This window comes from Paraclostridium sp. (assembly GCF_051656405.1).
Classification (GTDB): domain Bacteria; phylum Bacillota; class Clostridia; order Peptostreptococcales; family Peptostreptococcaceae; genus Paraclostridium.
Map to the genome: position 1 here is coordinate 1 of NZ_JBOGBV010000016.1, position 11,147 is coordinate 11,147.

The 11,147-nt window shown below is 28.4% G+C and carries 15 protein-coding genes; 3 read left to right on the top strand and 12 right to left on the bottom strand.

Annotated elements, in window-relative coordinates; genetic code table 11:
• The 4 genes from hydG to ACRDDE_RS02680 all read right to left on the bottom strand — a co-directional run.
• On the bottom strand, window positions 1–1,109 hold a 1,109-nt coding region (hydG, locus tag ACRDDE_RS02665), incomplete at its 3' end, for a [FeFe] hydrogenase H-cluster radical SAM maturase HydG (RefSeq protein ID WP_438625353.1).
• A gap of 16 nt (window positions 1,110–1,125) precedes the next feature.
• Complete coding sequence (hydE, locus tag ACRDDE_RS02670) at window positions 1,126–2,175, bottom strand: [FeFe] hydrogenase H-cluster radical SAM maturase HydE (protein WP_438625355.1); 1,050 nt, start codon at window positions 2,173–2,175, stop codon at window positions 1,126–1,128.
• A gap of 280 nt (window positions 2,176–2,455) precedes the next feature.
• On the bottom strand, window positions 2,456–3,856 hold the full coding sequence (locus ACRDDE_RS02675; protein ID WP_438625356.1) for a [FeFe] hydrogenase, group A: 1,401 nt from the start codon (window positions 3,854–3,856) through the stop codon (window positions 2,456–2,458).
• A gap of 207 nt (window positions 3,857–4,063) precedes the next feature.
• A complete protein-coding gene (locus ACRDDE_RS02680) occupies window positions 4,064–4,240 on the bottom strand; it encodes a (2Fe-2S)-binding protein (protein WP_438625358.1) in 177 nt (58 codons plus the stop codon).
• Between the two features lie 177 nt (window positions 4,241–4,417).
• Between ACRDDE_RS02680 and ACRDDE_RS02685 the strand changes: the two genes are divergently transcribed.
• Window positions 4,418–5,032 carry a DUF4397 domain-containing protein gene (locus ACRDDE_RS02685; RefSeq protein WP_438625360.1) on the top strand — a complete coding sequence of 205 codons (615 nt, stop codon included), beginning with the start codon at window positions 4,418–4,420 and terminating at the stop codon, window positions 5,030–5,032.
• Between the two features lie 14 nt (window positions 5,033–5,046).
• On the opposite strand, the gene ACRDDE_RS02690 is transcribed toward ACRDDE_RS02685, so the two are convergent.
• Window positions 5,047–5,547 carry a hypothetical protein gene (locus ACRDDE_RS02690; protein WP_438625362.1) on the bottom strand — a complete coding sequence of 167 codons (501 nt, stop codon included), beginning with the start codon at window positions 5,545–5,547 and terminating at the stop codon, window positions 5,047–5,049.
• 117 nt (window positions 5,548–5,664) lie between these two features.
• Here ACRDDE_RS02690 and ACRDDE_RS02695 point away from each other — a divergent pair, with 117 nt between their 5' ends.
• Window positions 5,665–6,483, top strand: coding sequence for a carbon-nitrogen hydrolase family protein (locus ACRDDE_RS02695; protein ID WP_438625364.1), 819 nt, complete (start codon window positions 5,665–5,667; stop codon window positions 6,481–6,483).
• 28 nt (window positions 6,484–6,511) lie between these two features.
• Here the strand turns inward: ACRDDE_RS02695 and ACRDDE_RS02700 are convergent, their stop codons facing one another.
• Genes ACRDDE_RS02700 through ACRDDE_RS02725 form a run of 6 tightly spaced genes read right to left on the bottom strand, consistent with a single transcriptional unit; the run spans window position 6,512 to window position 9,840 of the window.
• Complete coding sequence (locus ACRDDE_RS02700) at window positions 6,512–6,952, bottom strand: DUF134 domain-containing protein (protein ID WP_021429031.1); 441 nt, start codon at window positions 6,950–6,952, stop codon at window positions 6,512–6,514.
• Window positions 6,922–7,395: a Fur family transcriptional regulator gene (locus ACRDDE_RS02705; RefSeq protein ID WP_438625366.1), complete on the bottom strand. Its 474-nt coding sequence runs from the start codon at window positions 7,393–7,395 to the stop codon at window positions 6,922–6,924. Before ACRDDE_RS02705 ends, ACRDDE_RS02700 begins: the two co-directional genes overlap by 31 nt.
• 17 nt (window positions 7,396–7,412) lie before the next feature.
• Window positions 7,413–7,769: a NifB/NifX family molybdenum-iron cluster-binding protein gene (locus ACRDDE_RS02710; protein ID WP_438625368.1), complete on the bottom strand. Its 357-nt coding sequence runs from the start codon at window positions 7,767–7,769 to the stop codon at window positions 7,413–7,415.
• A gap of 15 nt (window positions 7,770–7,784) precedes the next feature.
• Complete coding sequence (locus tag ACRDDE_RS02715) at window positions 7,785–8,636, bottom strand: ATP-binding protein (protein ID WP_438625370.1); 852 nt, start codon at window positions 8,634–8,636, stop codon at window positions 7,785–7,787.
• Window positions 8,627–9,457, bottom strand: a complete 831-nt coding sequence (locus ACRDDE_RS02720) for a P-loop NTPase (protein ID WP_438625372.1) — start codon at window positions 9,455–9,457, stop codon at window positions 8,627–8,629. Before ACRDDE_RS02720 ends, ACRDDE_RS02715 begins: the two co-directional genes overlap by 10 nt.
• A 26-nt stretch (window positions 9,458–9,483) precedes the next feature.
• On the bottom strand, window positions 9,484–9,840 hold the full coding sequence (locus ACRDDE_RS02725) for a NifB/NifX family molybdenum-iron cluster-binding protein (protein WP_438625373.1): 357 nt from the start codon (window positions 9,838–9,840) through the stop codon (window positions 9,484–9,486).
• 185 nt (window positions 9,841–10,025) lie between these two features.
• Between ACRDDE_RS02725 and ACRDDE_RS02730 the strand changes: the two genes are divergently transcribed.
• Window positions 10,026–10,649 carry a TrkA C-terminal domain-containing protein gene (locus ACRDDE_RS02730; protein ID WP_021428986.1) on the top strand — a complete coding sequence of 208 codons (624 nt, stop codon included), beginning with the start codon at window positions 10,026–10,028 and terminating at the stop codon, window positions 10,647–10,649.
• 61 nt (window positions 10,650–10,710) lie between these two features.
• On the opposite strand, the gene ACRDDE_RS02735 is transcribed toward ACRDDE_RS02730, so the two are convergent.
• On the bottom strand, window positions 10,711–11,147 hold a 437-nt coding region (locus tag ACRDDE_RS02735), incomplete at its 5' end, for a BCCT family transporter (protein ID WP_438625375.1).

Consider the following 11,147-nt stretch of genomic DNA (forward strand, 5'->3'; position numbering starts at 1 on the left):
CTTGGTATGTATCCATCACTTAAAAGTTCTTTTAATATTTCTATTGGACTTCTCTCATCGTTTGTTTTAAATTGTTTACTCTCTTTTCCTTCTTCTCTATCCTTATATCCTCCAACTCCAGTTGATGATCCTGCTGAAATTTGACTAACTCCATAACATAATAATTCTTTTCTCATAGCTGCAGTTTCTCTAGTTGATAATATAAGACCTGTAAATGGCACCGCTATTCTAAGTATTGCAACAATCTTTTTAAACATATTATCATCTAATAGGTGTGGATAATTTTCAAGAGTAACTCCAGTTGCTTCTTGAAGTCTTGGAACTGATATTGTGTGGAATCCAACTCCAAATTTTTCTTCTAAGTGAGCATTATGCATCATAAGTGCTAACACTTCGAATCTTGGATCTGCTAGCCCGAATAATACACCTGCTCCTACATCGTCAATTCCTGCTTCCATGGCTCTATCAAATGAAGTTAAATGATAGCTATAATCTCCCTTTAATGATTTTGGATGCATATTATCATAAGTTGGTTTATGATATGTTTCTTGGAATAATATATATGTACCTATTCCTTTGTCATGCAATGCTTTGTAATTTTCTACAGTTGTAGCTGCTATATTTACATTAACTCTTCTTATTTCCCCATTTGCATTTTGAGTTTTATATATAGTATCTAGACATTCTAAAACATAATCAATAGGAGCGTTTACTGGGTCTTCACCTAGTTCAAGTGCTAATCTTTTGTGTCCCATTTGTTCTAGAATTTTAACTTCTTCTGCAACTTCTTCCATAGTTAATCTTCTTCTACAGAATTCATTGTCTCTTCTATATCCGCAGTAAACACAGTTGTTTACACAATAATCGCTTACATAAAGAGGTGCAAATACAACTATTCTTTTACCATATATATCTCTTTTTATCTCTCCTGCTAAAGAATATATTTCTGATAAATCTTTTTCATCTTCTGCTTGTAATAAAATAGCTATATCTTTATATGATAACCCTTCTCTTTTTTTCGCTCTATTTAAGACTTCTTTAATTTCTTCATTTGATGGATTTTTAGTTTCTTCTAATATATTATATATTTCTTCATGATTTATAAACATAATACAATCTCCTTTATTATTTAATAAATTCAGGATTATCTCCTCTACTCACTTCTATCTCAAACCCCGCTTCATTTATCTTCTTTTCTATCATAACGCGATACTCTGCATCTTCATCTAATATATATGCTTTATTATCATATAAAGAGTATTTTTCCCTTACAGACATAGGAGATAAATTTGGCATTATTACATTTCCACCAGCCTTTAATCCTTCTTCTCTTCCATGCTTATCAATGCTAGAAAGTGCAGTAGTTGCTGGTAATAGCACATTTGGTAGTAATAATCTTACTATACTTAAACATATAACTGTTGTTTCTAAACTTCCATGTTCATAATCTTTAAGAGGTGTATCTTTATGTGGTATAAAAGGTCCTATACCACACATTGCTGGTTCAAATTCCTTTACAAATCTCAAATCATTAACTAAATCTGAATTAGTCTGATTTGGAATTCCAACCATAAATCCTGCACCAGATTGGTATCCTATTTCCTTTAAATTCTTCAAACAATTTCTACGTTTTTCAAAAGGTTCTCCTGGATGTATGCTTTCATATAGCTCTTTACTAGCACTTTCATGTCTTAATAGGTATCTATCAGCTCCTGCATCATATAACTTTTTATAAGATTCATAGCTTCTTTCTCCTAATGATAAAGTTATTGCATTATGTGGAAATTCACTTTTTATAGCTTTAATAATTTCTATAATTTTTTCATCTGTAAAATATGCATCTTCTCCACCTTGTAATACAAAGGTTTTATATCCTAATTTATCGCCTTTTCGCACACATTCAAGAACTTCATCTAAGTTTAATCTATATCTTTGTGCATCTATATTGTGTCTTCTTAATCCACAATATAGACAATCTTTTTGACAGAAGCTTGTTAGCTCTATAAGGCCTCTCATGTAAACTTTATTTCCATAGTATTTCATTCTAGTTTCATGAGCTCTTTTCATTAGCAATACTTTTGATTCATCATCTATATTATCTAATAAGTACAATAATTCTTCTTTTGTTGCATCATTGGTTTCATATAGTTTTTCTATAATTGCTTTAACATCCATAAATTCACCTCAATTTTAATTATTATAAAATCAATATCCAAACATAATATTTAAAATGAGTATTTTATCTTAAATACTATATTTAAACATTAATTCCTCTAAATATTAAGACTCTTTATAGTGTAAATATACTTAGTAATATTGTGATATTATCTGATTGTATTTTTTGCTTATAACCAAATAATACCACAATTTTCATTTTATTGTTCTTCTATTTTTATAAGACAAAGTTGTAATATTACTTGTGTACACTTATACAAGTAATATTACAACGATTCTCTTATCCTATATCACTTACATTGCTATCTTTTTCTAATCCCAACATATCATGTTTAGATTCAAAAGTAGTGTGTAAAAGTTCATGTGATAAATGTGATAAAGGTTGTTTAAAGAATTCTTTATATACATTTATTACATCTGGATTTTCATAACTACATTTTATAGCTATATTCTTATCTTTGTCGTATAATCCTTCTATACGTTTTAATCTCATTTCATTTGAAATTCTAGCTTTCATTTTAGGCTGTCCTGCTCCACCTATACATCCACCTTTACAAGTCATAACCTCTATAAAATCATATTCAACTTCTCCTGATTTTAACTTTTCTATTAAAGTCCTAACATTTGCAGTACCTTGAACAGCAGCTAGTCTTAAAGTAGTATCTCCTATAGTTAATGTTGCTTCTTTTACATCTTCAAGACCTCTAACTGGATTAAAGTGTAGTAATTCTTTATGTGGATTCTCATCTGTTAGTATATTGTATACAGTTCTGACCGCAGCTTCCATAACACCGCCACTATTACCAAAGATTACACCTGCTCCACTACCAAGACCTAATATATTATCAAATTTAGATCCTTCTAAAGCATTAAAATCTATTTCTTCATCTCTTAGCCATTGTGCAAGTTCCTTAGTTGTTAATATTATATCATTATCTCGCATATTTTCAGACTTATTATACTTAGCTGAAGCATTCATTTCTGGTCTATCTATTTCATATTTTTTAGCAGTACAAGGAGTTATAGTCACATTTACTATTTTTTCTGGATCTATATTAGCTTTTTGGGCAAAGTAAGTTTTTATAACAGCACCTTGTATCCCTATTGGACTCTTTGTTGTTGATAAATTAGGTATTAATTCTGGGTAAAAAGTTTCTGCAAATTTAACCCATGATGGACAGCAACTTGTAAATTGTGGTGTTTTACCTTTTCCATTTTTTATACGACTTACTAACTCATTGGCTTCTTCCATTATAGTCATATCTGCACCAAATGTTACGTCAAATACGTAGTCTCCACCTAATTTTCTTAAGGCATCAACCATTTTATCTTCTACATAAGCGCCTTCTTCTAAATTAAATTCTTCTCCAAGTGCAACTCTAACAGCTGGAGCTGTACTGAATATAACAATTTTTTCAGGATCATTTATAGCTTCTTTAACTCTATCTACATCAATAATTTGAGTTATGGCTTTTTTAGGACAAGCTTGCACGCACTGACCACAGTTTATACATATAGCTATGTCTCCAGTCTTTTCTAAATCAAAATATCCATTAACTCCAATTTCATTTGCACATACTCTTTTGCATAATCCACATTTTATACATTTATCAAAGTCAATTTGTATAGATGGGTTGTCTAGTTCTATTGGAACTACCTTTTCTGTAAATAAGTGTTTCATATTAAATCTCCTTTAGTGTTTGTTTGGTTCATAAAGTAAAATATTAAATTAACTTTAACTTAATTGCATATTTCGACAATTAAACAGTTACTAAAGTTTATACCCCAAAAAATTAACTCCTATCATATTTTTTTATTGTAATTTAGTAAAAAAATACCGTCTATCCCTAAATATTTTGAAATAAACGATATCTTATATTTTATTTTTTTATTTATTTTCTTCTATTAATTTTTCAATAGTAGCCTTACATCTTCCACCATGACAAAATCCAGTTGTAGCTCCAGTTACATCTTTTATTGCTTCAACACTATTAGCACCATTTTTTATTGCATCTACTATAGTTTCCTTTGTTATTCCTTTGCATAAGCACACTTTTTCTGACATTTTCAATCCTCCTAATACGTTTTATATTAATTTCTTATATTATTATAATACCCATATAATAATGATACTAACTACTATTTTTAATTTTTCATTATTTTTTTATGATAAGAACAAATATATAAACTTTTTCATACTCTATATGAGTGAGGTAAATTGTATAAAGGGGGAATTATATAAATGGATTGTTTTAAAACTCAAGAAGGAACTTCTATTGTAAGAGTTCTTCATGCATCTCCTGATGCACCAGAAGTTGATGTTTATATAGATGGTCAATTAGTAGTTGAAGATTTATCCTTCACCAACTTTTCTGATTATTCTTATTTAGAAGAAGGAATGCATACAATACAGGTAACGCCTACAAATGATTCATCGACTGTTGTAATAAATAAAATGGTAGATGTCCCTAATGATAGAATTTTTACTATAGCAGCTGTTGGAAACTTAGAAAATATAGAACTACTATTAATAGAGGATGATATAAATGAAGTCCCTTCAACTAAGGAGGCTACTCTTAGGGTTGTTCATCTCTCTCCTGATGCACCTGCTGTTGATATTCTTGCTAATAACACTACTATATTTGAGGATCTTAATTTTAAAGAGAGCTCTGACTATATTAAAGTACCTGCTGGTATGTATGACATAAAAGTAGCTTTATCTGAAAATGGAGATATTGCACTTTCAAGTAAAGTAAACCTTAAGGCAAATAGAATATATACTATATTTGCAGTAGGCAATCCTCCAAATTTAGGATTAATACAATCAGTGGATGTAAATACTTATCTATGTAGATAAAATAAAAAGGACAGTTAACTGTCCTTTTTATTATTTATTATTATACTAATTAAATTAAATATACTCATTCCTACAATATCATTTTGAGTCAAGCTCCATTTTACATATTTTTTCATCTTTTCCCAAGTCAAATATTTGTTTAAGTTTTCACTATGTATTTTTTTAATTTCATATATTGTTTTGGCTGCCTCAGATTTTTCGTCATTATTTAAACTGCTATTGTTTTCTATATCTTCCTGTACACTACTTATTAACTTATCTACATTTATATAATTATCCATATATTTATTTAATATTTCATCTCTTTTACGTTCAAGATTTCTCATTAAAAGCTCAAGGTCTTTTGTTGTAAAATTCCACACCCTACCATTTGATAGTTCTATATCATCAACACTATCTTTATATTTATCTGTAAGTTCTTCTATAGCGATAACAATTTCTAAGTAATTATTATCCCTTAGTGTTTCTTCACATCTTTTTATATCTGAATTTATATTAACTAAAAAATCACTCAATATTTTTTTCTCCTTCCTCACTTGAATATAATTAATATTATATCATTAAGATAGCATCTTATATAAACTTATATTAAGATAATATTATAGAATATATGAAAGGCAGGTACAACACATATGAGTAAATGTAAAATAGCCATTGTACAAATGAGTGTACATAAAAACAAAGCTACAAATCTTAAAAATCTAAGATCAATATTAAATGAAATTTCAAAAGATATTGTTGATATGGTTATACTTCCTGAAATGTTTTGTTGCCCTTATGAAACACATAATTTTCCTTTATATGCTGAGTATGAAAAAGGAGATACTTTTAAATATTTATCTAATTTAGCAAAAGAAAGTAATATTTATTTAGTTGCTGGGTCTATGCCGGAGTTAGATAAAGAAAATAATATTTATAATACTTCTTACGTATTTAATAGAGAAGGTATACTCATAGCTAAACATAGAAAAATTCATTTATTTGATATGCAACTAGGCGATAAATTTGTGCATGAATCTAAAACTATAACTCCAGGTAATAATGTAACTGTTTTTGATACTGAGTTTGGTAAATTTGGCCTTTGTATTTGTTATGATTTAAGATTTCCTGAAATATTTAGAATAATGGTTAATGAAGGTGCTAAAGCAATTATAACGCCAGCTGCTTTTAATATGAAGACTGGGCCTTGTCATTGGGAATTATTATTTAAAGCTAGGTCAGTTGACAACCAAGTTTATACAATAGGTTGCGCTCCTGCTAGAAATTATGATGATGCATATATTTCATTTGGAAACTCTATGGTTGTTTCTCCTTGGGGTGATATTGTAGATAAGTTAGACGAAACAGAAGGTTTTTTTATTTGTGATATAGATTTTAATTATGTTGATAAAGTCAGAAATGAACTTCCTGTTCTTAATCACCGTCGCCTAGATTTATATAAAAACAAATAAAACTATCTCAAAATATATTGAGATAGTTTTATTTGTTTTTATCACACCACTTTTTGCAAATTCCAGCTTTTTTGCTACATATGACCTCATCAGATCCACAAGATGGACACTTATGTTTATCCTGTTCATAATTTATTTCATATAACTCTCCGCAATTAAAGCACTTAAACTTACAAAAGCTTGCTCTATAATTACCACCATCAATTTTTATAGCTTTTCCATCAGTTAGTGCTATAGCAACTTTTTTTCTGGCACTATCTATTATATTTTGAAAAGTTTGCCTAGATACTTGCATTCTTTTAGCACACTCTTCTTGATTTAACTCTTCTATATCTTTAAGCCTCATAGCCTCTAGTTCTTCTAGTTTTAAAGTCATTTCATCTATTTTACACCCTTTCTTATCTAATGGTGTAAAATATGTATCTTCAGGGAAAAATTCTACCCGTCTAAATTTTGTTGGTCTTGCCATTTAATATCCTCCTTGCATTTATCACATATCCCTTTAAACATAATATCAGAATCCTCTATTTCGAAATTTTCTTCTAATTCGATTTTTCTTATTATGCCAATATAATCAATATTTATATCTTTATTGTTTATATCAATTATACTACCACATTTAGAACACTTAAAGTGAATATGAAATGGATTTTTACTAAAAATCTTCATTTCATAGTAAGTTATATTGTCTATTTCTACTTTTTTTATTATGTTTAGTTCAATAAATAAATTCAAGGATCTATAAATAGTTGCAAGCCCTATATTTTTTTGTTTTAACTTGTCATGTATGTCTTTTGCACTTAAATGATTACTATCATTTAACATAACTTCTAATATTAATATTTTTTGTGTCGTTACTTTATAACCACTTTTACTTATTACTTTTTTTAAGTAATCCAAATTATAATTCATAATGAATACCTTTTATTTTATTCATTACAGTGACCTTCATGTGCATGCTCTGTACATACAGACCCTGTTGATTTTAGTTTACCATTTATATATTTTTCTACAGCATCACTACAATTACCTTGAGCTCCAACTACTACTTCTATATTGTTTTGATTAAATAGTTGTTGTGCTGTTTCACCCATTCCTCCAGATATTATAGTATTTACATTTAACTCTTTTAAAAATACTGGTAAATATCCTGGTTTATGACCTGGATTTTGAACAAATTTTTCTTCTACTATTTTTCCATCTTGAACTTCACAAGTGTAAAATCCTTCACAATGACCAAAATGTCCACTCACTAATTTACCTTCACATGCAACTGATATTTTCATAATTTAAATCTCCTTTTAATTTTTTATAATATTTTTTATATTTTTATATATACTTTGTATAGCTTCATTAGCTATACTTTCTTTATAATGTGTTATAGGTTTTAATTCATTTATAGATTTCATTACATTGTCATCATATGGAATTTTTCCTACAAACTGTATTCCTTCTTTATTTATAAGTTCTTCTATTTGATATGATATAGCCTCATTTATATCATATTTATTTATACAAACCAAAGTAAAAATATCAAAATGTTTACATAACTTAATAACTCTTTTTAAATCTTCAACTCCTGATTTTGTAGGTTCTGTAACAACTAAAACTAAATCACTTCCAGTTATAGAAGCTATAACAGAACATCCTATTCCTGGAGATCCATCTATTATAGTTAATTTTTCATCGTCATTTGCCTTCTTACCATTTTCCTTCAAACGAGTAATTAATTTTCCTGAACCGTCACTTCCAATTTCCATTTGTGCTCTAGATATCAATCCATCCTCTAGTTGAGTGATATATGTATCTGCTGTTTTCTCATTTTCCATAAGTATTGCATTTTTAGGACATATTAAAAAACATGCTCCACATCCCTCACATAAAAGTGGATCTATTTTATAATTACTAATAGCATCAAACTTACATATCTCTTCACATTTATTACAGTTATCACATAAATTTATATCTATAGTAGCTTTTTTACCACTTATGAAATCTTCCTTTTTTATATCTTCCCCTTTATAAAACAAATATAAGTTAGGAGCATCTACATCACAGTCTATTCTAATTACATTTTTTTCAAGTTCTGCTAATGCTGTTGCAATAGTAGTCTTTCCTGTACCACCTTTTCCACTTAATACAACTAATTCCAAAGCAGTACCTCCTTTATATTCTTTGAAAGGTCGTCAAATGTTTTTTTATATTTTTCGTCTTTACAAATCATTTCACCTTTTGAATATAATATAGCCGCATTCTTATCATAAGGAATAGTTCCTAATAAACATATATTATTTTCCCTACAATATTTCTTTACTATATTATCTTTTTCATCATCTTTATTTATGACTACTCCAAAGGGAATATTATACATTTTAACAAGCTCTATAGCCATTTTCAAATCATGTAACCCAAACTCAGATGGCTCTGTTACAAGTATCGCTCCCTGTGCATATCTTAACGAATTTACAACATTACATGATGTTCCTGGAGGACAATCTATTATATTCAGTCCATTCCCTAAATTTTTCAAAAGCTTTTTAATAATAGGAACTGCCATAGGTTCACTTATATTTAAAATACCTCTACTGCAATTTATATGTTCATTGATTCCCTTTTGTATTTTTCCAATTTCTCTTTTTTCATAAGTTAATGCTCCAAACTTACAAACAATTTCACATGCTCCACAACCATGGCATAGTTTTTCAAATACTTTAATATTATCTTTTACCTTTGCTAAAGCATTAAATTGACAAGCATTTACACATGCTTTGCAGTTTTTACACTTATCATTATCTATTACTGGGTAATCTACCATCACACTTTCTTCATCTTCTATTTCAGGTTTTAAAAATAAAAATCCATTTGGTTCTTCTACGTCACAATCTATATAATTTGCTCCTATTGAAAAGGCTACATTAGTTGATATCGTAGTTTTTCCTGTTCCACCTTTTCCACTAAGTATTGCTATATTCAATTTATATCATCTCCAAAATAATTATTTTATCCTTGATGTTTAGGCCCAGATACAGTTATTTCTTTAAGCTCTTTTTTATCATATTTTCTTAAAATCTCTTCTATATCTAAACATTCACATGTATACGCTTTTATACTATTTTCTGAAAGTATATCAAAAGCATTAGGTCCTAAATTCCCAGTTATTATTGTTTCTATATCTTCATCTACTATTTGATTAGCTGCTGCTATTCCTGCTCCTCCACTAGCCTGATTTCCTTTGTTTTGTAATATTTTTATTTCTTTTGTCTCAGTATCATAAACCTGGAAAAACTCACATCTTCCAAATCTTTTATCAAGTAAATCACTTAAATTTTTCCCACTTGCTGAAATTGCTATTTTCATAAAACATACCTCCATTTTTATTATTGGCATTTGCTAATTAAATACTAACACCCTTTTTTATTATTGTCAAATGCCAATAATGAAAAATTATTATTTTATATATATAAAATGTCTATAGACATCTATTTACAAGAGGTATACAATATTTAAGTGTTAGAATATTTTTATATAATTTTGGAGGAATCATGGAAAAATCTTATACTATGCCTATATATCAAAAAATTGCTATAGATATAGCAAATAATATATGTAATGGTTATATAGCTGAAGGAACCACTCTTCATGGAAGATCTGCACTTGCCGGAAAATACAATGTATCTCCTGAAACAATTAGAAGATCAGTAAAAATACTTGAAGATTTAAAAGTTGTTGAGAGTATAAAAGGTAAAGGGATTATAGTTTTATCTCGTAATAAAGCTGAATCTTTTTTAAAAAAATATCAAAATATAACAAATGTTTCTTCATATAAATCACAATTGTCAGAACTTCTTAGTTCAAGAAGTCAGTTAGAATCTCAGATTCTAGAAACTATGAACAAAATAGTAGACTATTCTAGTAGACTATCTACAATAAATCCTCTTGTTCCTTTTGAGTTTCTAATAAAATCTAATTGTAAATTAATAGGTCAAACACCAGGTCAAACTAACTTTTGGCAAAATACTGGTGGAACTATTGTTGCGATTAAAAGAGGTGAAGAACTTATAATATCACCTGGACCTTATATTGAGTTTTTAGAAAATGATATACTTATGGTTATTGGAGATACTCACGTTAATACATCTGTTCCTATGTTTCTTTATGAAAAGTAATCGTAAAAAAGGAGTATATTAAGCTGATTATATAATCATTTTAATATACTCCTTTTTATATTTAATAAGCTTCTTTTTTTATTTTAACTACAGGCTTATTATATTCCTTTTTACTTACAAATTCTTTTTTCACTTCATTTTCTACTTTAAATTCTGTTTTTAATGCTTTTGTTATTGATACTATACTCACTATCATTATTATAGCAAATGGGAATGCAGAAACTATAGACACAGTCTGTAATGTTTCTAGCCCTCCAGACATTAATAATGCTAAAGCTAATAGTGCTTGTATTATACCCCAAGTAATTTTCTTTTTATTACTTGGATTTAAATCTCCATTAGATGTAAACATTCCAAGCACATAAGTAGCTGAATCTGCTGATGATATAAAGAATGTACATAATAGTACCATAGCTACTAATGATAGTATATTTCCAAATTGATAATTTGAAAACACTTTAAAAAGTGCCGTTTCAGTTACCATAGTTGCATCTTTTG

What these genes read in the sequence shown, in the direction of transcription:
- ACRDDE_RS02675 (WP_438625356.1), bottom strand. Translation starts at nt 3,856, where the DNA reads ATGAAACACTTATTTACAGAAAAGGTAGTTCCAATAGAACTAGACAAC.
- ACRDDE_RS02685 (WP_438625360.1), top strand. Translation starts at nt 4,418, where the DNA reads ATGGATTGTTTTAAAACTCAAGAAGGAACTTCTATTGTAAGAGTTCTT.
- ACRDDE_RS02730 (WP_021428986.1), top strand. Translation starts at nt 10,026, where the DNA reads ATGGAAAAATCTTATACTATGCCTATATATCAAAAAATTGCTATAGAT.
- ACRDDE_RS02705 (WP_438625366.1), bottom strand. Translation starts at nt 7,395, where the DNA reads ATGAATTATAATTTGGATTACTTAAAAAAAGTAATAAGTAAAAGTGGT.
- ACRDDE_RS02680 (WP_438625358.1), bottom strand. Translation starts at nt 4,240, where the DNA reads ATGTCAGAAAAAGTGTGCTTATGCAAAGGAATAACAAAGGAAACTATA.
- ACRDDE_RS02695 (WP_438625364.1), top strand. Translation starts at nt 5,665, where the DNA reads ATGAGTAAATGTAAAATAGCCATTGTACAAATGAGTGTACATAAAAAC.
- ACRDDE_RS02710 (WP_438625368.1), bottom strand. Translation starts at nt 7,769, where the DNA reads ATGAAAATATCAGTTGCATGTGAAGGTAAATTAGTGAGTGGACATTTT.
- hydE (WP_438625355.1), bottom strand. Translation starts at nt 2,175, where the DNA reads ATGGATGTTAAAGCAATTATAGAAAAACTATATGAAACCAATGATGCA.
- ACRDDE_RS02725 (WP_438625373.1), bottom strand. Translation starts at nt 9,840, where the DNA reads ATGAAAATAGCAATTTCAGCAAGTGGGAAAAATTTAAGTGATTTACTT.
- ACRDDE_RS02700 (WP_021429031.1), bottom strand. Translation starts at nt 6,952, where the DNA reads ATGGCAAGACCAACAAAATTTAGACGGGTAGAATTTTTCCCTGAAGAT.